Genomic DNA, 21,276 nt, shown 5'->3' with positions numbered 1-21,276 from the left:
GACATGTCGCGGGCAGCGCTTGCATCGATACTGAGTTTTAACGGCGGCTATGTCGATACGATGGGGTTCATCGCGCTGGGCGGCCTGTTTACCGCGCATGTGACAGGCAACTTCGTGACCCTCGGCGCCACGATCGCAACCGGAACAGGCGGTGTGGTCGCCAAGCTTCTGGCACTACCGGTCTTCTGCCTCACCGTCATGGTCGTGCGGCGGGCAGGTCGGTGGCTGCAGCTGAGCCGCTATCCGGTGATCCCGGTTTTCCTTGTCCTTCAATTGGTGCTGTTCGTTATTGCCGCGGCGCTGGCCTTTGATCTTCCGGCGCACTATTCCGGCAGCATTGGCGAGATCCTGCTCGGCATGGTGCTTGTCGTGGCGATGGCGATCCAGAATGCGCTTCATCGTGTGCACATGACCGATCTGCCACCGACGACGCTGCTGACCGGGACCACAACCCAGATCATGATCGACCTTTCCGACCTGCTCTGGGGAGGCGAGGCTTCCGCCAGGGCGGTTCTGCCGAAGCTTGCGCCCTTGATGCGGGCACTCTTGTGCTTTGCCATCGGCTGCGTCGGGGCGGCGCTCGCCTACCATTTCCTGCATCGTTTCTGCTTTCTGTTCCCACCCCTGCTCATGGTCGCGGCGCTGCTGACGGGGCATGAGGGCGAGGGGATACCAAATTCCAGCCTCAATCGGAGCCTTCACATGATCCCGTCAGGTCCGAAGCCGGACCATCTCACCGGCGAACGTCAGCAGAGTGCCGGCAAGGTCGAACGCGATGAACGCAACGCTTCAGCCGATGACATCCTCGACGAAACGTTGCGGGAGAGCTTTCCGGCCAGCGATCCACCGGCGAGCGGACGATTTGAGTAACCGTCTTCAACAAGGAAAACGACAATGACCCATACCCATGCAAGCCGCGGTGCCTCGCTCCACACGCCATCCGGCCTCGGTGCAGACGCAACGAGGGATATCAGCGGCGGCGCCAATGCGCTTCTTGCCGATATCTTCGCGCTCTTCATGAAGACCAAGAATTTTCACTGGCACATGTCCGGCGCAAGCTTTCGCGATTGGCATCTGATGCTTGACGACCAGTCCGACGAGCTGCTGGCGATGACCGATCCGCTGGCAGAACGCGTCCGCAAGCTCGGCGGGCTGACGCTGACATCGATCGGGGCCATCGCCGCCCGACAGCGCATTGCCGACAACGACGCCGAATTCGTCCATCCGCATGAAATGCTGGCGGAGCTGCGCTCCGACAATGCCGATCTCGCGGCCCGCATGCGCGCCCTTCATGGCGTGTGCGACGAGCACAATGACGTGGCAACCGCAAGCCTTCTGGAGAACTGGATCGACGAGACAGAAAAGCGCGTCTGGTTCCTGTTCGAGATCCTTCGCTCCACCAACGCCTGATGGAGCCCTTGCCGGGCGGGCGTGTCCACCTCCGCGTCCGTCCGGCCTTTTTTCATGACATTGTCAGCCGCCTGCCACACCCGATGGCACGGCGGCTTTGATGTTTTGGGGCACTGCGATCCCGATACCTATACGCAGGTATGGCGTCGTCACACCCATGTCTTGCTTTTCGACATTAGAGTGTGATTCCGACGGTACTGGCTTCAGTCAACAATGACGGCATCGAACATCCCGATGGATTGCTTCCAAGGAGCCGAGAATGACCGAAGCCACATTGCCAATGCCCGCCAACCATGTAACGACCTCCGGCAAAGAGGCGCCCGCCGACGTCTCGCATATCGTCATGCAGGCGCTCCTGCTGATCGGCAGCGACAGTGGCAAGGCGCTCGCCTGCCTCAGCCAGGCACAGCAGATGATGGCTGGCAGCGGCGCGCCGCCAGCTCCGGCATCCGCGAACCGGGCCATCGCCAAGGGTGGGCTTGCGCCATGGCAGGTTTCCAAGATCAAGCGCTATATCGAGGAGAATATCGACGGTTCGATCGCCTTGCTTGATCTTGCCGGACAGCTTCGGCTGAGCGTGAGCTATTTCTCGGCCGCCTTCAAGGTCAGCTTTGGCGTTTCGCCGCATGCCTATGTCATCGCCCGACGCGTGGAGCTGGCGAAGCGGCGGATCGCGCTGACGGATGCCCCGCTTTCGGAAATTGCGCTTGATTGTGGACTTGCCGACCAGGCGCATCTTTCGCGCATCTTCCGCCGGCACACCGGCTATACGCCGTCCGGCTGGCGGCGGGCCTGCGCCACCCAGAACCGCCTTTCCTGAGGCTGCGAGCAACCATCTCAAGAGGAGTAAAATCCATGGCCAAGGATGAAACCGCCATTGCTGTCCGTGATGGGATCGCAACGCTACCGGAGCCCCTGGACCTCGAGCCCTTCCTGCCCGACCCGATGCTGTCGCCAAGGCGCCGCATAAAACTCAGTGTTCCAGATGTCCTAGGCACAATCACATTTGCTGAACTCGTTCCGCCGAAAACCCGATGATGGTTCCACGAAAGCAAAAGCCGCCGGTTCCAGTCTCCGGCGGCTTTTGAGGTGCATGCGAGGCCTAAGGCTCATCGCTTGTCCCGTTTCTCGTCATCCACGACAATCGTCTCCGGCCTGTCGACGCCTTCGGCATATTCCCGATGCCATTCGCCATCTTCCGTTTCATAGAGAATATAAGAGTCCTTGCCGGCAGAGCACGGCGATACTGTCTTCGCCGCGCTGGCCTTCCAGCACGATGCTGATCTTCTCCTCAGCGGAATAGAATTTGCGGATGGCCCAGCGGATATCCTTTATCACCTTGTCTTTGCGTACGCTATGATGGCCAAAACCCTCCCTTATCCGTTGAGCCTGATCTGTCTCAAAGGCGTTGAGACGGGACAAGATCGAGCGCTGGCACCAGACACTGAAAAACCGGATCCTGCTCGAAAATTCCTTCTTCCCCGAAGACCTGGAAGCTCAGATCAGTGCAATCATCGACCATTGCAACAACCGCCGATACCACGGGGCCTCGGCAACCTCACCCCAACTGATGTCTATTTCGGCAGAGGTGGCCAAATCCTGAAACAGCGAAAGAGGACGGTGCCACAGACAATCCAGAACTGACGCTTGCAACACCACGCAAACGCAGCTTAGATCAACAAGTCAGACGAGCCAGAGCCTCCTGAAATCCAAACCCCATTCTGTCCATAATCATTCGATGACGGACAATCGGCAGACTGTTTGGCATCTTACACGTCGAGGTCAAAAACTGATGGCGGATTCGGGAATTCCTCCGATTGCTGATCCTGTTTGGATGGGTGTGGCTTTACGAGCGACAGGACCTATCGCGCGCCATCGTCAATCTGGATGAAACCGCTTTTCCTATCTCGGAGCTGAAGAGCGTTGTACGCGAGTGGCCAAATCGGTGATCGCTCTACCAGAAAGCTGCGAAGAGCCGAACTTGGTGAATCAGATGCTTTCATTCAGTGAATCGGATAATGTCTAAAAAATAAGCCGTACTGGAATCCAATAAAAACAATCATATAGCGCGCATAAATGTGCTATTTATGGTGCAGCTAACATTAACATCTACATCGCTTGTCCGCCGGAGACCACCAGCACCTCACCGGTGATGAAGTCTGCCTCGTAGGAGGTCAGGAATGCAGCAGCGGCAGCAATGTCCTCCGGACGTCCTGCACGGGCCAGCGGCGTGGCTGCCACGATCTGCTGTTCGAATTCCGTTCCGATCATGCCGGCTAACGCCACACCCTCGGTACGAACGAAACCTGGGCTTACACCATTGACACGGATACCGGACGGCGCCAGCTCCTTTGCCAGTGATTTGATTACGCTGGTTACGGCTCCTTTTGTGGCAGAGTAAACCGAACCGAGCGCGGGCGCCTGGGTACTGGCGGTAGAGCTTATGAAGAGGATGGCAGACCCAGCATTCAGCAGTGGCATCGCCGCCTGCACCGCCATCATGCCGCCGAGTACATTAGTGTGGAAATGACGATCGAATTCGGCCGCATCCAGCTCTTCGATAGGCCTAGAACGGTATATGCCGGCATTGTTGACTAGAACATCAAGCCGCCCCAACTTTTCTGCTATGACCGTAAACATGGCTTCGATGTCACCCGGCGCACCAACATCAGCTTGAACGGGAAATGCATTCCCGCCACACGCAATTATCTGTTCGACAACCCGACCTGCGCCGTCTTCATCTTCGTTGAAGTTGACAGCAACATGCGCACCTTCGGATGCCAGACGTATGGCTATGGCCCGTCCGATGCCCTTTGAAGCACCGGTAACCAGCGCGGTGCGGTCGTGAAAGCGATCCATGGAAATTCTCCGTTCTAAAACTGGCTGCAGCTGCAGGCCACTTGGGTGTCCTGTTCCAAAGCATATATCCGGGGGTTCAGCTTTACTGGCTATTCCACACCGGAAAAACTATCCTAAGGGATAGTGTAAATAGCAATACTGCCGCATACCCGCGTATATCTGCCCTATACGTATATATATCTTTCCCGCCCCCATCATTTTGTTAAGTTTATTCGAGCGACCGGAACCAACGACATCGCCGGCAGGTTCCTCCGCCTTCCATCTTTCATAGGCTCTATCTGGGACGGGGCGAACATGACGCTGCACATGGAGAAGATCCGCTTCGCCAATTTCGAGCTCAATATTCCTGCGCGGCAGCTTTCGCGCGACGACCAGCCCATCAAGATTGGTTCACGCGCCTTCGACATCCTCTCGACGCTCGCCGCGCGACCCGGAGAGTTAATCGGCAAGGCTGACCTGATTGCCACCGTCTGGCCGGACACCATCGTGTCTGAAGGGGTACTCAGGGTTCATATGGTGGCGCTTAGAAAAGCACTCGGAGCTACTGCAACCTGCCCTTTTGTACGGGCCATCCCCGGGCGGGGCTATGCCTTCGTTGCCGAAACGGAGACGCAGCCCAGCCCCCTTGCGCATGATGCTGCCGATCTGAAATCTGTCCCCATCCTGCACGGACGCGATGACACGCTGGCCGATTTGGAGGTGCTCTCCGGTCACGGCCTGATCAGTCTTGTTGGCCCGGGCGGCGTTGGCAAAACGGTTGTTGCTCAGGCCTTCGCTCGGCGTTACTCGGCTGCTGGTGCGGACGCTGTCATGATCGATCTTGCAGAGCCCGACGATACACATCATGTTGCAGAGCGCGTTCACGCCGTTCTCGAACAACACCCTCTCACTCGGGGATCTCGCCTGCTGCTGGTGCTCGACAATTGCGAACAGGTGATCGACCAAGTCGCGCGTCTTGCCGAGACGATGCTTGCGGAAAACCCGCCCACCACACTCCTCGTAACTAGCCGCGAACCCTTGCGCATCGCCGGCGAAATCGTTCTGAGGCTTCGTCCGTTGCCATTGCCCGGACGTTCCGCCAATGCCGAGGAGATTGCCGCAAGTCCGGCCGTGCAGCTGTTTCTCAACCGCGCAGGCTGTAGCCTACCCAATCGTCCTACGCCGGGCAGCTCCTGTCTCAGACAGGTGACCGAAATCGTCAGAAGCCTGGACGGATTGCCACTAGCGCTTGAGCTGGCGGCCGGCCGGGCTGCGGAACTCGGCTTGGACGACCTGTTGCAACGGATTGAGCGGCCGCTTGCGATCCTGCGGCACGGGCGGCGCACCGCTCCAGCCTATCAGCAGAGCATGAGAGCCTCGCTGCAGCGCAGCTTCGCCCGGCTCACGGCGGATGAACACGCGTTGTTGTCGGCAATCTCAAGCCTGCCGGAGACGTTTTCTCTTGCGGATATGCGCCGGGCCGCACCAACACTCGGAGAAGATCATTTCGACGAAGCTGTACGCGGCCTCGTGTCGAAGTCGGTCATAGAGCGCTCCGCATGCGGGGAAAGCTATCATCTTCTGGCGCTCACCCGAGACTATGTCAGGGAGCTTCATCCTCCGGAAGGATCGCCGTTGAAGGACGTCGCTGGCCGCAGCCAGGTCGGAAACAGACCAGTGAAACATCCCTCGGCAATGCAATACCTGGGTCTACCGATCTCCCGTTCAGCCGCACCAACTTACCGGCCGGGTGGCCTTTCATTGCCAGACAAACCTTTGTCTACTTTATCGCCAGCACAAGGCGGGGACAACGTCACCAGAGCGCCACCCAAACCCCAATGAGCCAGGCAATGGCGATATTGTCCAATATGGCGTGCGCCGGCGCTGCGATAACTGGCACTGCCGGTCAGATGCCGCGCTGAAGGCGGCCGGCAATACATTCGATCGCGCAAGATGTACCGATTGCCCGCTTTGCGACCGTGGTCTTTTGCCCGGGCGGGACCGTTTCAAGGAAGGAAACCGACATGCCCTCGACCGTCACGACGACATCGGCGCCGCCGGCCATCGCCCCGGGCGGATGGTTCGCCCGGCTGGCAGCTGCAACGCCGGCCTCATTCTTCGGCATGGTTCTGGGCCTTGGCGGGCTCGCCAATGCCTGGCGGGTCGCCGAGCGGATCTTTCCGCTTCCCGGCTTCATATCCGAGGCCATCTTCGCGCTCGGCGCTGCCGTGTGGGCCGCCCTGATGCTGCTTTACGGCACCAAGATCCTGACCAGCCTGACGGCCTTCCGGCAGGAAGCCTCCCATCCGATCATGTGCTGCTATATCGGCCTGACCGGGGTGGCGACCATGCTGATTGCCGGCGGCCTCCTGCCCTATTCCTATGCTGCGGCAGCCGTCGTCTATCTTTGCGGATTTGCCATGACCGCGATCTTCGGCGTCTGGCGGACCGGCGAATTGTGGAAGGGCGAGCGCGACCCGGCACAGAATACGGCCGTGCTCTATCTTCCCACTGTGGCCGGCAGTTTTGTCACCGCAACCGTTGCCTCCGCGCTTGGCTATCCGGACTGGGGCCAGTTTGCCTTCGGATCGGGTTTCTTTGCCTGGCTGGCGATGGAATCGGTTATCCTGCACCGGCTTCTGACCGCGCCGACGACGGCAAAGGCGATCCGCCCGACACTCGGCATCCATCTCGCACCTGCGCCCGTTGGCGCGGTGGCCTATATCGCGGTCTCCGGTGGCGCGCCCGACATTCTCGTTCACGCGATGATCGGTTATGGCATCCTGCAGCTGGCGATCCTGGCGCGCCTTGCCGGATGGTTTCGCGAAAGTGGTCCGGTCGCGGGCTTCTGGGGCTTTACCTTCGGTGCAACCTCGATTGCCGTCGCGCCGCTGGAGCTGATGGCCCATGGCGACAACGGCGCCGTCTCTGTCATCGCCATCGCCATGTTCATCATGGCCAATATCCTTGTCGGCGGCCTGACGCTGATGACGCTGTGGCTTCTGTTCTCCGGGCGCCTTTACCCGAACCTCAGGCCCGCAATCCCCGGCGCCGGGGCATGACAGGCGGCTCGTTCAGGAACACGATGACGGTCCGCAACAGCGGACCGTCATCGCCGCTCTCAGGCATCAAGCGCCGCAAGCCGGGCTTTCAGGGCCTTTTCGATAAAGCCACGGGCATCGTCGCCCAGGACAAGACGCAGCGGCGCGGGGTTCTGATCCGCCGAAGCGATGATCGCTGCCGACATGGCGTCGGGATCGCCCGCAGGTTCGTGACCGGGATTTTCAAGCACCTTGCGGACCATGCCGGCCGGCGATTTCGCATAGTCGGCGATATCATCGGGAAGCCCCGCTCCGGCGGCACTGCGGAAGCCAGTGCGCGCGCCACCGGGCTCGACAATCGTCACACCGATATCGAACGCCGCCACCTCCTGCGCCAGCGCGTCGAAGAAGCCTTCCAGCCCCCATTTGCTGGCATGATAAAGCGATGCGCCGGGATGGGTCGCCTGACCGCCATAGCTTGACACCGCGATGATCCGTCCGCCGCCCTGCGCCCGCAGATACGGCAATGCCGCCTTCGTGATCAAAATGGGCGCGACGAGGTTGGTATCGATCTGGTGGCGGATCTGGGCGTCGCTGAGCGCTTCGGCCGCGCCGAAAAGACCATAGCCGGCATTGTTGACCACGACATCGATGCGGCCGAAGGCCTCAAAGGCATCGGCCACGACGCCTTCAAGCGTATCGCCATCGACCATGTCGACGACCGCATGGCGGAAACGGTCCGGGTAGCGCTTCTGCAGATCGGCGATTGCCGAGGCTTCGCGCACCGTGCCGAACACGCGCCCGCCGGATGCCAGCACCTGTTCGCTCATGGCGCGGCCAAAGCCGCTGCTCACACCGGTTATGAACCATGTATCACGCATTTTCTGCTCCTTGGCTTTCGTGTGTGTGCTTGAAATAGGCCCGGCACTCTTGTTTGATAACCGCATCAATCCGGCATGAACTGATGGTGAAATGGCCATGAATGAACGTCCAACGCTTGCCGAGCTGAGTGCCTTTGCTGCCGTCGCGCGTCATCTGAGCTTCAGAGCGGCCGCCGAGGCACTGGATATCGGTCCCTCGACGCTCAGCCACATGATCCGCGATCTCGAGGCAAGGCTTGGCGTGCGCCTTTTCAACCGCACGACGCGCAGCGTCGCGCTGACGGAGGCCGGTCAGCGGTTTGCCGGACGCGTGCATCCGTTGCTCGAAGGCCTTGACGATGCTCTGGACGAGGTTGGCAGTGCCGGCGATACGGCGCGCGGCAGGCTCAGGATCAGCGCCTCGGAGACGGTGGCCGCGCTGCTGCTTCGGCGCACCGTGCCGGCCTTTCTGCAACGCTTTCCCGACGTCACGCTCGACCTTGTTGCCGAACCGCAATTCACCGACATCGTCGCCGGGGGCTATGACGCGGCCTTTCGCCTGGGAGAAGCCGTGCCGCTGGATATGGTCGCCGTGAAGATCGGCGGTCCCTCGCGCATGGTTACGGTCGCAGCCCCCGCCTATCTTGCGGGGCACGCCGCGCCGCAGACACCGTCTGAGCTGACCGGGCACGCCCTGATCGCAAGCCGTACACCGGCTGGAAGACCCCAGCAGTGGGAGTTTGGCCGAAATGGCGAGGTCATCCGGATCGAGGCGGAAGGCAGGCTGGTTCTGAACCGCACCGAACTGATGACGCGGGCCGCGCTTGCGGGCCTTGGTATTGCCTATGTGCCCGAACGCATTGCCGCAGCGCACCTTGAAACCGGTGCGCTGCGGCTGTTGCTTGACGACTGGTGCCCGTCCTATCCCGGGCTCAGCCTCTACTATCCCGGCCACCGGCTGGTTCCGGCGCGGCTGAGAGCCTTCATCGCGGTGCTGCGCGCGGTCCCGCCCTGAATTATCGGGCGACTAATCCGCATCGCCCGATGGTCTGGCTTCCCTGTTTTGCCGCATCGGGTTATCGAAAACGGGTCACCACGTCTTCGCCAGACGCTCCAGGCGGCCAAAACCGGGGCGTCAGCCGATCGCACCGCCGCCGTCGACACGGACATTGGATCCCGTGGCGAACGGCGTCGTCATCAGGAATAAAACCGCGTTGGCAATATGCTCCGGCTTGCCGACCGTCTTTGCCGGAAGCGACTTCGAAACCTTGTCGAACATGGCGGTCCGGCCGTCGTCGCCAAGACCGTTCCACAGCGGCGTATCGATCAGCCCCGGCGAGACGGTATTGACACGCACCGGCGACAGTTCCAGCGCCAGACCACGGGCCAGCGCCTCCAGCGCCGCATTGATGGCGCCCTGCAGGACCGAGCTTGCCGACGGCCGCTCGCTGAGGAAACCGGAGACCAGCGTCAGCGTTCCCCGCTCGGAGAAGCGGGCGGCGCGGGCGACCTGATAGGCGCCCCAGAACTTGCTGTCGACGGCCTTGCGGGCGTCGTCCAGTGCGAGTTTGCGCACCGGACCGGTCGGCGTCTGCGCGGCAGAAACCACGATATGGTCGAACGAGGCGGCGGCGCCGAACCAGGCTTCAAGCGCCTCGGCATCGGTGATGTCGAGCACGGCTGTCGTAACATTGACGCCCATATCCTGTTTTGCGGCTTCGAGCTTTTTCGCCGAGCGCGAGGCGATGACGACTTCGGCGCCGGCAGCAGCCGCAGCACGGGCCGTGGCAAGACCGATGCCGGAACTGCCACCGATGACGAGTACGCGGGCATTTTCAAGAGATGTCATGATCTGTCCTTTCGGGTGTGGACGACCGGCCATGCCCTGTCAGACATGGCCGGTACCGTTTCACATGCGGTGCTGAAGTTTCAGCAGGGCGACCGGCTCTGCCAGCAGTTCATCGAAGCAGGCGGCGAGCGAGACAAACGGGGCGGCGGTCTCATGCCGGCCGAGCGCGGCTTCATCGCGCCAGACTTCCAGCATGACGGCGCGATCCGCATCTGCGCGGTCAACGGTCAGCTCATAGCGGATGCAGCCATCTTCCCTGCGGACCGCCGGAATGATCGCCTCAAGCGCCTCCAGCAGTGCCGCGCCCTTGCCCGGCCTGGCCTTCAGCACTGCCACGACATGCACTTCGGCCTTTGAACCTGTGGTCATCATTGTGCTCCCGCTCAAAAGTCCTGCAGCACGATCTTGCCGCGTGCCTTGCCGCTTTCGATGATCGCATGGGCCTTCTTCAGATTGGCGGCGCTGATCGGCGACAGGATGTCGGTGACCGTGGTACGGATCCGGCCGCTGTCGATCAGTTCGGCAACATGATCGAGCAGCTTCTGCTGGGCGTCCATATCGGCGGTCTCGAACATCGAGCGGGTAAACATGAATTCCCAGTGCGTGGAAACGGCCTTGCGCTTGAACGCCATGACATCGAGCCCATCGGGATCGTCGATCAGACCGAAACGGCCCTGCGGCGCGATCGCCTCGACGATCTCCTTCAAGTGACGGTGGGTTTCCGTGGTCGAAAAGACAAAGGCGGGCCCGCCGATGCCCAGTGCTGCGACCTGTTCGGCGATCGGCTTTGAGTGATCGACGACATGGTGGGCGCCGAGTTCCTTGACCCAGGATACGGTTTCCGGCCGCGATGCGGTGGCAATGACCGTCAGGTCGGTCAGCGCCCTGGCAAGCTGAATGGCAATCGAGCCAACGCCGCCGGCGCCACCGACAATCAGGATCGCATTGGCCGCGCCGGGAACCGGGCGGGCGATGTCGAGCCGGTCGAACAGCATTTCATATGCGGTGATCGCCGTCAGCGGCAGGGCCGCGGCCTCGGCATTGGTCAGGCTTGTCGGCTTGTGTCCGACAATGCGCTCGTCAACCAGATGGAACTGACTGTTGGCGCCGGGACGGATCAGCGAACCGGCATAATAGACAGCGTCACCGACCTTGAAACTCTTCACATCTGGACCGGTTTCGACCACACGGCCGACGGCATCCCAGCCGAGCACCTTGTATTCGCCTTCCGGCGGCGTGGCGCCAGCGCGGATCTTGGTATCGACCGGGTTCACCGAAATGGCCGCAACCTCGACCAGAAGATCGCGCCCGGTCGCTTTCGGGCGGGGCAGTTCAATGTCAATGAGTGCATCGTCACGATCGATCGCACCGGGCTTTTTGTATCCAATGGCTTTCATAGCTTGTCTCCTTGCTGTTGACCAAAAACTTGCGGTGCTTTCAAAATGCTATTAACTTCTTATCGAGCCAATACGCACAACGAACGCACATAGTATCGTTTTGGATACTGTTAAGGAGCAAGACATGGCCAAGGCCCGCCACTCCCGTTTTGACTGCAGCCCCGGCTGTTCAGTCGAAGCCGCGATCGGTCTGATCGACGGCAAATGGAAATCCGTGATCCTGTTTCACCTTCTGTCCGGCACTCTGCGCTTCAATGAGATCCGCCGACATATCGTCAACGTCACGCCGCGCATGCTGACCAACCAGCTGCGCGAGCTCGAGGAAGACGGGCTGATCGTGCGCACCGTCTATGCGCAGGTGCCGCCGAAGGTGGAGTATTCGCTGTCCGAGCTGGGCCGAACCATGGAGCCCATCCTGCTGTCGCTTAAAGGTTGGGGGGACGCCAATATCAGCCTGTTCGGAAAGCCGAAGGGACACGATCCGCGCGAACGAGCAAACGAAACACAGCGGGTAAACGCCTGAGACCATGTCCCCCCACCGCGATCAGGCCTCGATCTGCTGGCGATAGCGCTCGGCAACCACAGCGCTCGAAAGATGCGGCATCATGGTGGCGCGGGCCGCTTCCCATGCATCCCATTGTCCCGCCTCAAGCAGCGAGGGAATGGTGGCATATTCGCCGCGGTCCAGCCCCATTAGCGCGGCATCGACCAGATCATCGGCGGTCATCACCCATTCTTCGGGAAGGTTTCGGACCGGAAGGCCTGCAATGTCCCAGAACTCTGTGCCGGTGGCGCCGGGAAGGACAACCTGCACACGGACACCGGTATCTTCAAGTTCCTTGCGCAGCGAATGGCTGAAAGCCAGAATGAAGGCCTTGGTTCCTCCATAAACGCCGTTGAGGACTTCCGGTCCGATGGCAACGATCGAGGAAATGTTGATGATTGTTCCCGTGCCCCTGGCGCGGAAGGCCGGCACGGCGGCATAGGCAAGGCGCATTGGGGCCGTCACGTTAATCGCCACCATATTCTGCATTTCATCGACGTCGGCCGATACCAGCGGGGCGGCACTGCCAAAACCGGCATTGTTGACCAGGGTGGCGATGGTTTCATCGGTCTTCAGCACAGACTCGACCGCAGAGAGACCGCCGGCGCTGGCCAGATCGGCAGCGATCGTGCTGACCCTGACGCCATAACGGGTCTTCAGCTTGTCGGCGATTGCTTCGAGGCGGGTCGCGTTGCGGGCAACGAGAATGAGGTCTTCGCCGCGGGCGGCAAGACGATCGGCATAGATGGCGCCGATGCCGGACGATGCGCCGGTGATGAGTGCTGTGGTCATGGGTCTTTCCTTCGGGTTGGTTGACGATGATAGGCTACTGATCTAAGGCAATGTCTCAAATGTCATATAAGCGTTAATTAGAGACATAACGGAGCACGTTGTGCAGCATGTTGGTTTCATTCTGGAAGATGGCTTCCAGATCATGGGAATGGCGGCCCTTTCCGCCTTCGAGTTTGCAAATCAAACGTTGGGCGAGAACGGCTACCGCTTGACCGTGATGTCAGAAAAAGGCGGGACAATTCGCTCCTCCCTCGGCATCAAAATTGAAACCGAGCCGCTCTCGGACTTTCCGGACACTCTTATGGTGGTGGGGGAATTGGTACCGCGCAGCATCTCGAAGGGATTGGAAAATTATCTCATCGCTGCGGCGGCGCAGTCGCGCCGCGTCGCGGGCCTTTGTACCGGCGCTTTTGTGCTGGCAGAGGCGGGACTACTTGACGGTCGGATCGCCACCACCCACTGGTATCATGCCCGCAGCTTGCAGGAACGCTTCCCTCATATACAAGTGGATGACGACCGCATCTTCGTCAGCGACGGCAACATCTGGACATCGGCAGGCATGAGTGCGGCGATTGATCTGACGCTGGCGCTAATCGAAGATGATCACGGGGCAAGCCTCGCCCGCGCCGTCGCGCGCAATCTGGTGGTCTATCACCGCCGTCCGGGCGGGCAGTCGCAGTTTTCCGCCCTGCTCGATCTCGAACCCCGCTCCGACCGGATACGCCGCGCTCTGGTCTATGCCCGCGAAAACCTGAAGAACCCGCTGACGGTGGAGGAACTGGCAGACGCCGCCTCGCTCAGCCCGCGCCAGTTCAGCCGCATCTTCCGTGAGGAAACCGGTCAGTCACCGGCCAAGGCGGTCGAGCGGCTGCGTCTTGAAGCCGCAAAAATCATGCTGGAGGATGGCCGCCATCCCCTCGACACTGTCGCCCGTGATACCGGCTTTGCCGATCGCGATCGCATGCGCCGCGCCTTTCTCCGCTTCTTCGGCCAGCCGCCACAGGCCCTCAGGCGCAGCCTGAAGATGGTGGAGGGCGAGGCTGGCACCGGAACGGCCGCCCCCCGAAACCAACCCGCGACACCGGTATGACGGCGCCAATGTCCTGAAATGACGCTTATACGTCTTTTGAGACAAAAGCCTTCGCGCCTATCTCTCTGTCATCGCAGCCATCCCCAAGGGGCGGCCCTCAGGAGACAGACAGATGACGACAACCCCGATGATACGCCATGCCGAAACCCGCCACGGCCGGATCGCCTGGCAGGCCAGCGGTCCCGAAGGCGGCCTGCCGCTGGTGTTGTTCCAGCGCTTCCGCGGCACGATGGACGACTGGGACCCAGCCTTCATAACCGGACTTTCGGCCAATCGCCGGGTTATCCGTTTCGACAGCGCCGGTATTGGCCGTTCCGGTGGCCAGGTCCCGGAAACGGTGGCCGGCATGGCGGCGGTGGCGGCTGATTTTCTCGTCACGATCAACCTCGCGCAGATCGACCTTCTCGGCTGGTCGCTCGGCGGCGCCATCGCGCAGCAGTTCGCACTTGATTTTCCGCACATGGTCCGCCGGCTGATCGTTGCCGGCTCCAGCCCGGGCCCGATCGCCGACGGACCGCAACCGCATCCGCGCGTGGCGTCGGTCATGACCCGGCCGGAAAACGGGGAAGATGACTTCCTCTTCCTGTTCTATCCCGAGACGGACTGCGCCGTCTCTGCCGGCCGGGCGTCGCTTTCCCGTGTCCTCGGTCAGAGGGCGCGCGGTCCGAGGGTCACCGCCGAATCCTTCGTCAGACAGGTGAAGGCAATTTCGGCCTGGCCCGGCATCCTGCACCGGGCGCGTGAACTGAAACTGCCGGTTCTGGTGGCCAATGGCGCGCATGACGTGATGATCCCCGCCTATCGCTCATATGTGCTGTCCCAGACAGCCCCCGACGCCAAGCTGCTGCTCTATCCCGATGCCGGCCACGCCTTCCTGTTTCAGGAGATCGATGACTTCGTCGCTGAAATTGAGCGCTTCCTACAAGGCTGAAACGCTCTTTTGCCGCACTTTTAACCCGACGGCGGCGCTCTTATTCCTTTCCGGGAAGATCGCGAACCGCCCTATGACAAGGAGAATGACATGTCTGCAATCGAACCGCTTACCGACGAGCAGATCACACCGCATGTGGCCGAGATCTTCGCCAGGACGAAGGCGTCCATGGGCATGGTGCCCAATCTTTATCGCGTGCTGGCCAACGCACCGGCGGCGCTTGATGTCTATACCGGTTCCGGCGCCACCCTGCGCAAGGGCGTTCTGCCCGCCGCGACGCGCGAACTGATCGCCATCGCCGTGGCCGCCGCCAATGGCTGCGATTACTGTCTCGCCGCCCATACGGGCGCTGCCCGCGCCGCTGGCGTCAGCGCCGAAGACCGCGCCGCCGCACAGGCCGGGCGTTCATCCGACGGCCATGCGCAGGCAGTGCTCGAGCTTGCGCTCGCGATCAATGCCACCCATGGCCAGGACGCCACGCCGGCGCTTGAAGCCGCCCGCGCCTACGGCGTCTCCGACGCCGAAATTCTCGAGACCATTGCGCATGTCGCTGTCAGCATCCTGACAAACAGCGTCAACAACATCGTCGGCACGACGCTCGATTTTCCGAAGGTCGAGCGCATGGCTGCCTGAGCCCCGCACGACGCGATGAAGGACGGAGCCCGAGGCTCCGTCCACCCCTACCCCGATTTCACAACCACAATGCCTTGATGCCCTTCCGGCTGGTCCGGTCGCGGCACGGGACGGGCTGACCTTAAAAAAGGAGAACTACCATGAACATGAACGACAACACCATCTTCATCACCGGCGGCACATCGGGCATTGGCCGGGCGGTGGCCGAAGCCTTCCACGCCCTCGGCAACAAGGTCATTATCGCCGGACGCAGAAAAGCGCTGATTGACGAGGTGACCGCCGCCAATCCTGGCATGGATGGTATCACACTCGACATCACGGATCCGGCCGACATTCATGACACGGCTGCGGAGCTTGTCGCCGCCTATCCGCGTCTCAATGTTCTGATCAACAATGCCGGGATCATGCCGTTTGACGACCCTGCGGTCAAAATCGACGACACCGTTTCGCGCCGGATCATCGACACCAATCTTCTCGGCCCGATCCGCCTGACTTCGGCGCTAATCGAGCACCTGAAGCGCCAGCCGCGCGCCACCATCATCCACAACACCTCGGTTCTGGCCTATGTGCCGCTCGCCGTCACCGCCGTCTATTCGGCATCCAAGGCAGCGCTGCACTCCTACGCGATGTCGCAGCGGTTCATGCTGCGCGACACCAATGTCGGTGTTCAGGAAATCGCACCGCCATGGGTGGATACCGACCTGATCAAGAAGAGCGGCGATCCGCGCGCCATGCCGCTCGAAGTGTTCATCGAAAAGACGATGGCCGGACTGGCCAGCGATGACGAGGAGATTTTCGTCGAGGAAATCCGCGCCATCCGTGACAATCCGGGCATTGGCGAGCACGCCATGGTCAACGGCTTCAACGCCGAAATGATCGCCAATCCCATTCCCGTCTGATGATCGTGCCGAGCACCATGCGCCCGTCCGGGGGCGTGGCGCTCAGGACCGTTTAACCCGTGTAGCGCGCTTGTTTGACCGAAGGTTGCAGGCCCCGGACCAGATAAGCCAGCCCGCTTGCGCATCGCGCGCACTGCCGGGTATTGCGCGCGATGAAGGAACTCCTCATGCTGCAGCAAACCAAACCGGCCGAGGCGCCATCGTCGCTCATTCCGGCCTATTTCCTCGCGCTCGGCACGTTCGCGATCGGGACCGAAGGGTTCATGATCGCACCGTTGCTACCGCGCATTGCCGCCGATTTCGGCAAGAGCGTACCGGCCACCGCGCTTCTGATCGTGGTCTTCACGCTGGTCATGGCCCTGAGCTCGCCGATCTCCACCGTACTGACGGCACGGCTCAGACGCAGGGAAACCCTGATCGTCGCCATGCTGATCTTTACCGCCGGCAATTTCATTGCCGCCTTTTCCTCCGGCTTCGCCATGCTGATGCTTGCCCGTATTCTGATGGCCATTGCCTCCGGGCTCTACGTTCCGGGCGCCAACGGGCTGGCCGGGGTCATTGTCAGACCCGAAATGCGCGGCCGGGCGCTGGCGGTTGTCAGCGGCGGCATGACGATTGCCATCGCGCTTGGCCTGCCGCTCGGCGCCATTGTCGGCCATGCCTTCGGCTGGCGCGCCACGTTTCTGGCGGTGGCCGTGATGGGCTGTGTCGCGATCATCGGCATTTTCAGCGGCATTGCCGGCAATGCCGGCATGCATATTGCCGTTGCCAGCCTGTCCGAGCGGCTCGGCGTTTTCCGCAAACCGGCAATTCTGAGACTGCTTTCGGTCTCGCTGTTCTGGTCGATCGGCGCCTATACCGCCTATCCCTATATCGCGCCCTATCTGACGGATATCCTCGGCCTTTCCGCCAATGGCATCAGCGCCACCGTGTCGATGTGGGGCATTGCCGCCGCCATCGGCGTGACGGTGGGCGGCACGCTCAACGACCGCTTCGGCTCAAACCACGTCGTCGCCGGCTCGCTCGTGGCGCTGGCTGTCGCCTTCGCGGTCATGGCGGTTTCGGCGCTGCTGCCGGCGCAATTCGCCCTGGTGCCGGTTCTGGCGGCCATCGCGCTGTGGGGGTTCAGCGTCTGGTCCTTTTTCCCCGCCCAGATGGCGCGGCTGATTGCTGCCGGCCCGCCGCAGCAGGCTTCGGTCTCGCTAGCGCTCAATACGTCGACCATGTATCTCGGCTTCTCGATCGGCAGTGCTGCCGGTGCCGAAATACTCTCCTGGCAGATCGTCTGGGGCATCGCCATTGCCGCAGCCCTCGCCGAGGTCATTGCCCTTGCGATCGAATATTCTCTCGCCCGCAGGGCCTGACGCCCGACCGGCGTGCCCGGCACGGTCAGCCGTTCCGGGCACGCCGTCTCATTTCAAAAGGGTCAGACCGCCGGCTTGAAGACGAAGCCCGTGCCATGTCTGCTGATTGTTCCGAAACCGGGAAACGCGACATGCATTCCGGCAACCAGAAGTCCGTCATCGGCGGCCATGGAAAAGGCCTTCCGGCGCGCCGCCTCGGCCATTGCGGCATCCATATCCATGGCAAAACCGATCTCCGGCCGTGCCGCCTGCAGACCGATGTCGTGCACGCAGTCCCCCCAGATCAGCAGCTGCCGGTCGCCGCCATCGATGACGAAGCCACTGTGAAACGGCGTATGCCCGAACAGCGATATGGCGCGGATGCCGGGAAGAACCGGGCCCTCTGTGAAGACGTCGATCCGTCCGTCATACGGTGCAAAGGCCTCCACCGCCCACTGAAACTGAAACGCCTGCCCGTCAGGCGCACGGGACGCATTCTCGCTGCTGCGCCAGAAGGCCAGTTCATCGCGGTGCACCCTGACGCGGGCCCGCGGGAAGATCGCTTCCCCCGCCCTTCCGACAAGCCCGCTGGTGTGATCGGGATGAATATGGGTGATGAGCACGGTGTCGATATCGCCCGGCGCAAGCCCTGCCGCCGCCAGCGCCGGCAACAACCGGTTGGCGTCTTTCTCCAGCCGGTAGCCGCCGCCGGTGTCAACCAGAAGGTTCTCGCTCTTTGTGCGGATGAGAAAGGCGTTGACATCAAGATGCATCATCCGGCCATCCCCGGCGTCCGGCACCTCGTCCGGCACGACGTCCGGCGCCCGCATATAACTTGCCGGCAGCTCGAAGCAGCCATCCCTGAGGGCTTGAACCTCCATTTCGCCAAGCTGCATCGCGGCGGAACCGGCATCGGGGCGCGTATCGGCAACACTATCCATTCTTCAGTCTCCATCATGCGAAAAATTCAGATCGCATCTATAGTATCTAACGGAAACCTGATGTAAATTACGCACCTTCATGCCATCAGGTGCAGTGGAGGTAACCATTGTGAGCAACGCCATCGAACTCGACCGCACCCGGGTATTACTCGACATCCTGTCGGACAGATGGACCGTTCCGGCACTTGGAGCGCTGTGCGACAGTGGCGGTGCGGCACGTTTCAATGCCCTGCGAAGAGCCTTGCCCGCAGTTTCGCAGAAAAGCCTTGCGGCCTGCCTCAGACGGCTTGAAATGAACGGCCTTGTGGAGCGCCACGTCTTCACCAAAGGGCGGCTTGCCGTTGAATACAGGGTTACGCAGCTCGGCCATTCGATCGAGGCGCCGGTCCTCGCGCTTGTCGCCTGGTCAGAGCAGTTCGGCGATCAGGTGGACGCCGCGCGCAGCCGCTATCGCGAAGACGCGCTGACGGCGTGACCCCGCCCGCTCTCAGCGCAGATGCCCTGTCGGCAGGGCGGTGGTATATTTGACCTGATCAAGGGCGAAGCTCGAGCGGATATTGGCCACACCGGGGATCTGCGTCAGGCATTCCAGCACGAAGGCCTGATATTTGATCAGATCCTCGATGACGACGCGCAGCAGGAAATCCGCCTCGCCGGTCATCAGATAGCATTCCATCACCTCGGGGCGTCCGCTTACCGCGCTGGTGAAAACCTCCAGCGTTTCCCTGTCCTGTCTGGCCAGCGTCACATGCACGAAGACATTGACGGCAAGGCCAAGTTTCAAAGGATCAACCAGTGTCACCGCCCCACGGATGATGCCGGCTGCGCGCATTTCCGAAACACGCCGCCAGCATGGCGACGCGGAAAGCCCCACCTTTTCCGCAAGCTCGGCATTGCTGATTTCCGAATTGCGCTGGAGCTCGTCAAGGATGCGCAGACTTGCCGCATCGAGCGCCGGAAAGACGGTCGGCATGATTACCCTCATTTTCATACAATATCGAAACAGATAACCGATTCTCCTTCAAAATTGAAAAACTGAGAAGAGAAATTCCTTCCATTCCGGAATAATTTCTGCTTCCTGAAACCGGAGTGATCTGCATGAGCCTGTGCCAGGACTGCACGCTGCAAAAGCCGCCTGTCAGAAAGCGTGACACGAAAACAGAGACGTTTCTCTGGCTCGCTGCCATGGTGCTTCTGTGGGGGCTGAGCTGGCCGGCGACGAAGCTTGCGCTTGGCGTTGTGCCGCCGCTCTGGCTCGCTGCATTGCGGTTTGGCAGTGCCGCGCTTTGCCTGTTTGTCTTCGTGGCGCTGCGCGGCAAACTGCGGTTTCCGCCAAAGCCGGACTGGCCGATCGTCGCCAGCATGGGCCTGCTGCAGATGATGGCCTTTACCGGGCTCGGCATGGTCGCAATGACCCACACAGATACCAGCCGCGCCGTTTTGCTGGCCTACACAACGCCGCTCTGGGCCGTTGTCATGGGCTGGCTGATGTTCCGTCAGGCCCCGTCCGGCCGGCAACTGGGCGCGCTTGGCGTCGGGCTTGTCGGCGTTGCCATCATCTGTTCGCCCCTCGAACTGGACTGGTCGGATCCACAGACCCTCATCGGCTGCGCCTTTCTGCTGATCGGCGCGATCTGCTGGTCGGTCGTTATTCTGCATATCCGACGCCACAAATGGACTGCCTCGCCCCTGTCTCTGGCTCCCTGGCAGATGTTGATCGCAACAATTCCCCTGAGCGGCTTTGCCTATGCGCTGGAAGGCGCGCCGACCGGTATCAGCTTTGATCGCTCACTGCTTGAGCTGTTGTTTTTCATCGGCCCGGTTGCGACATCGGCATGCTTCGTCATTTCCGCCGAATATGGTCGTCGGATCACGGCCTTCGCCATGTCGAACTTCACGCTGGGCGTGCCGCTGATCGGTATAGTCTCTTCGGTGATCATACTGGGCAATGCCATTACGCCGTCCTTTGCCATAGGGCTTGTTCTGGTGGTTGGCGGCATGCTGCTGGCCGTGCGCGCGGCCGGCGGCGCCGGGAAAGCCTAGCCTTCCCCACTTGGTTGCCGCAGCGGCACCGCCGTCGCGGAGATGCAGGTCGAGCAGGATTTACGTCGGAAAATACAATTCGCAGACTTTAGCGCGTTTTATTGCATGAGGACCGAAGGCTCAAAGGTTCAGCCATGCTTCATCAGAAATCGCTTGCCCATATCAACACCGGTCGCCGTAAACTGCTCCAGAGCGCGGCGACCCTCGGCGCCATTGCGCTACTCCCCTTCTCCGCTTGGCCCAAGGCCCCGCAAGCAAGCCCAAACGAGGAGTTCATTTCGGTCTCGAAGTTCCTGACTGGCAGAACCGACCTGTCACCGGAGTTTGCCCAGGCGTTGTCGGTAGCCTTCACCAAGACCGATCCGGCTTTCCAGAGCAAGATTTCGAAGCTTGCCGATTTCATCTCTGCAAGAAATCCGTTGGCAGCCGATCTGGCACACCAACTCGCGATAGACCCAGCATACGTGGAGATCGACGATCTCCCAGGTACAATACTGACTGGCTGGTATCTAGGCATCGCAGGCATTGGTGCCGACGCGATTTGCGTCACCTATACGCAGGCGCTTGCCAACCGGCTTGTCGCCGACGTGCTGAGCCCCCCGAGTTACGCCTACGGCGTCTATGGAAGCTGGGCTGACAAACCTGCCTGAAAACTGAACCGAAGT

Annotated in this window: 24 protein-coding genes and 2 pseudogenes; 17 read left to right on the top strand and 9 right to left on the bottom strand. The window is 61.1% G+C overall.

Annotated features, from left to right (window positions below; translation table 11 throughout):
- Positions 1-3 precede the first annotated feature (3 nt).
- The 4 genes from TM49_RS09395 to TM49_RS09380 all read left to right on the top strand — a co-directional run bounded on the left by TM49_RS09395 (position 4) and on the right by TM49_RS09380 (position 2,448).
- Complete coding sequence (locus tag TM49_RS09395; protein WP_082074683.1) at positions 4-870, top strand: DUF1275 family protein; 867 nt, start codon at positions 4-6, stop codon at positions 868-870.
- Between the two features lie 24 nt (positions 871-894).
- Entirely contained in the window at positions 895-1,410 is a 516-nt protein-coding gene (locus TM49_RS09390) for a Dps family protein (protein WP_045680798.1), read from the top strand.
- Positions 1,411-1,669: 259 nt separating this feature from the next.
- Positions 1,670-2,230, top strand: coding sequence for a helix-turn-helix domain-containing protein (locus TM49_RS09385; RefSeq protein WP_045680796.1), 561 nt, complete (start codon positions 1,670-1,672; stop codon positions 2,228-2,230).
- Between the two features lie 35 nt (positions 2,231-2,265).
- Positions 2,266-2,448 (top strand): hypothetical protein, encoded by a 183-nt coding sequence (locus TM49_RS09380; RefSeq protein WP_045680794.1) that lies wholly within the window; start codon positions 2,266-2,268, stop codon positions 2,446-2,448.
- A gap of 186 nt (positions 2,449-2,634) precedes the next feature.
- Here TM49_RS09380 and TM49_RS24060 read toward each other — a convergent pair.
- Positions 2,635-2,790, bottom strand: a pseudogene (locus TM49_RS24060) (IS3 family transposase); the annotation flags it as partial.
- Positions 2,791-2,830: 40 nt separating this feature from the next.
- Here TM49_RS24060 and TM49_RS23880 point away from each other — a divergent pair.
- Positions 2,831-3,054 (top strand): annotated as a pseudogene (locus tag TM49_RS23880) (integrase core domain-containing protein); the annotation flags it as partial.
- 465 nt (positions 3,055-3,519) lie between these two features.
- On the opposite strand, the gene TM49_RS09370 reads toward TM49_RS23880, so the two are convergent.
- Positions 3,520-4,269 carry an SDR family NAD(P)-dependent oxidoreductase gene (locus TM49_RS09370; protein ID WP_045680792.1) on the bottom strand — a complete coding sequence of 250 codons (750 nt, stop codon included), beginning with the start codon at positions 4,267-4,269 and terminating at the stop codon, positions 3,520-3,522.
- A gap of 294 nt (positions 4,270-4,563) precedes the next feature.
- Here TM49_RS09370 and TM49_RS09365 point away from each other — a divergent pair, with 294 nt between their 5' ends.
- Both TM49_RS09365 and tehA read left to right on the top strand, forming a co-directional pair.
- Positions 4,564-6,090, top strand: a complete 1,527-nt coding sequence (locus TM49_RS09365) for an ATP-binding protein (protein WP_045680791.1) — start codon at positions 4,564-4,566, stop codon at positions 6,088-6,090.
- A 182-nt stretch (positions 6,091-6,272) separates the two neighbouring features.
- Complete coding sequence (tehA, locus tag TM49_RS09360) at positions 6,273-7,310, top strand: dicarboxylate transporter/tellurite-resistance protein TehA (protein WP_082074681.1); 1,038 nt, start codon at positions 6,273-6,275, stop codon at positions 7,308-7,310.
- 59 nt (positions 7,311-7,369) lie between these two features.
- Here tehA and TM49_RS09355 read toward each other — a convergent pair whose 3' ends face one another.
- A complete protein-coding gene (locus tag TM49_RS09355) occupies positions 7,370-8,170 on the bottom strand; it encodes an SDR family oxidoreductase (RefSeq protein WP_045680789.1) in 801 nt (266 codons plus the stop codon).
- A 97-nt stretch (positions 8,171-8,267) separates the two neighbouring features.
- Here TM49_RS09355 and TM49_RS09350 point away from each other — a divergent pair, with 97 nt between their 5' ends.
- On the top strand, positions 8,268-9,164 hold the full coding sequence (locus TM49_RS09350) for a LysR family transcriptional regulator (protein ID WP_045685039.1): 897 nt from the start codon (positions 8,268-8,270) through the stop codon (positions 9,162-9,164).
- Positions 9,165-9,284: 120 nt separating this feature from the next.
- Here TM49_RS09350 and TM49_RS09345 read toward each other — a convergent pair whose 3' ends face one another.
- Genes TM49_RS09345 through TM49_RS09335 form a run of 3 tightly spaced genes read right to left on the bottom strand, consistent with a single transcriptional unit; the run spans position 9,285 to position 11,395 of the window.
- Entirely contained in the window at positions 9,285-9,998 is a 714-nt protein-coding gene (locus tag TM49_RS09345; protein WP_045680787.1) for an SDR family oxidoreductase, read from the bottom strand.
- A 60-nt stretch (positions 9,999-10,058) separates the two neighbouring features.
- Positions 10,059-10,367, bottom strand: coding sequence for a putative quinol monooxygenase (locus tag TM49_RS09340; protein WP_045685037.1), 309 nt, complete (start codon positions 10,365-10,367; stop codon positions 10,059-10,061).
- A gap of 14 nt (positions 10,368-10,381) precedes the next feature.
- The gene (locus TM49_RS09335; RefSeq protein ID WP_045680785.1) at positions 10,382-11,395 is read right to left on the bottom strand and encodes a zinc-binding alcohol dehydrogenase family protein; all 1,014 of its coding nucleotides are present in this window, start codon (positions 11,393-11,395) and stop codon (positions 10,382-10,384) included.
- 124 nt (positions 11,396-11,519) lie between these two features.
- Between TM49_RS09335 and TM49_RS09330 the strand changes: the two genes are divergently transcribed.
- The gene (locus TM49_RS09330) at positions 11,520-11,918 is read left to right on the top strand and encodes a winged helix-turn-helix transcriptional regulator (RefSeq protein ID WP_045680783.1); all 399 of its coding nucleotides are present in this window, start codon (positions 11,520-11,522) and stop codon (positions 11,916-11,918) included.
- 21 nt (positions 11,919-11,939) lie between these two features.
- On the opposite strand, the gene TM49_RS09325 is transcribed toward TM49_RS09330, so the two are convergent.
- Positions 11,940-12,731 carry an SDR family NAD(P)-dependent oxidoreductase gene (locus TM49_RS09325; protein ID WP_045680780.1) on the bottom strand — a complete coding sequence of 264 codons (792 nt, stop codon included), beginning with the start codon at positions 12,729-12,731 and terminating at the stop codon, positions 11,940-11,942.
- Positions 12,732-12,831: 100 nt separating this feature from the next.
- On the opposite strand from TM49_RS09325, the gene TM49_RS09320 reads away from it, so the two are divergent.
- The 5 genes from TM49_RS09320 (at position 12,832) to TM49_RS09300 (ending at position 17,648) form a co-directional block, all read left to right on the top strand.
- Entirely contained in the window at positions 12,832-13,821 is a 990-nt protein-coding gene (locus tag TM49_RS09320) for a GlxA family transcriptional regulator (RefSeq protein WP_045680779.1), read from the top strand.
- Between the two features lie 112 nt (positions 13,822-13,933).
- Positions 13,934-14,752: an alpha/beta fold hydrolase gene (locus tag TM49_RS09315; protein ID WP_045680777.1), complete on the top strand. Its 819-nt coding sequence runs from the start codon at positions 13,934-13,936 to the stop codon at positions 14,750-14,752.
- A 90-nt stretch (positions 14,753-14,842) separates the two neighbouring features.
- Positions 14,843-15,385, top strand: coding sequence for a carboxymuconolactone decarboxylase family protein (locus tag TM49_RS09310; protein WP_045680775.1), 543 nt, complete (start codon positions 14,843-14,845; stop codon positions 15,383-15,385).
- A gap of 140 nt (positions 15,386-15,525) precedes the next feature.
- On the top strand, positions 15,526-16,284 hold the full coding sequence (locus tag TM49_RS09305; protein WP_045680774.1) for an SDR family oxidoreductase: 759 nt from the start codon (positions 15,526-15,528) through the stop codon (positions 16,282-16,284).
- Positions 16,285-16,451: 167 nt separating this feature from the next.
- Complete coding sequence (locus TM49_RS09300) at positions 16,452-17,648, top strand: MFS transporter (protein WP_244464827.1); 1,197 nt, start codon at positions 16,452-16,454, stop codon at positions 17,646-17,648.
- 62 nt (positions 17,649-17,710) lie between these two features.
- Here the strand turns inward: TM49_RS09300 and TM49_RS09295 are convergent, their stop codons facing one another.
- Positions 17,711-18,568: an MBL fold metallo-hydrolase gene (locus TM49_RS09295; RefSeq protein WP_045680771.1), complete on the bottom strand. Its 858-nt coding sequence runs from the start codon at positions 18,566-18,568 to the stop codon at positions 17,711-17,713.
- A gap of 109 nt (positions 18,569-18,677) precedes the next feature.
- Between TM49_RS09295 and TM49_RS09290 the strand changes: the two genes are divergently transcribed.
- Positions 18,678-19,043 (top strand): winged helix-turn-helix transcriptional regulator, encoded by a 366-nt coding sequence (locus TM49_RS09290; RefSeq protein WP_201777038.1) that lies wholly within the window; start codon positions 18,678-18,680, stop codon positions 19,041-19,043.
- Between the two features lie 12 nt (positions 19,044-19,055).
- Here TM49_RS09290 and TM49_RS09285 read toward each other — a convergent pair whose 3' ends face one another.
- Positions 19,056-19,541 (bottom strand): Lrp/AsnC family transcriptional regulator, encoded by a 486-nt coding sequence (locus TM49_RS09285; RefSeq protein ID WP_045680768.1) that lies wholly within the window; start codon positions 19,539-19,541, stop codon positions 19,056-19,058.
- Positions 19,542-19,666: 125 nt separating this feature from the next.
- On the opposite strand from TM49_RS09285, the gene TM49_RS09280 reads away from it, so the two are divergent.
- Together TM49_RS09280 and TM49_RS09275 are read left to right on the top strand one after the other, a co-directional pair.
- Positions 19,667-20,611, top strand: a complete 945-nt coding sequence (locus tag TM49_RS09280; protein WP_045680766.1) for a DMT family transporter — start codon at positions 19,667-19,669, stop codon at positions 20,609-20,611.
- A gap of 134 nt (positions 20,612-20,745) precedes the next feature.
- On the top strand, positions 20,746-21,261 hold the full coding sequence (locus tag TM49_RS09275) for a sugar dehydrogenase complex small subunit (protein ID WP_045680765.1): 516 nt from the start codon (positions 20,746-20,748) through the stop codon (positions 21,259-21,261).
- Positions 21,262-21,276 lie beyond the last annotated feature (15 nt).

The sequence above is a fragment of the Martelella endophytica genome (assembly GCF_000960975.1).
Classification (GTDB): Bacteria; Pseudomonadota; Alphaproteobacteria; order Rhizobiales; family Rhizobiaceae; genus Martelella; species Martelella endophytica.
Note: the sequence above shows the minus strand (reverse complement) of the source record. Positions and strands in the feature narration are given on the sequence as shown.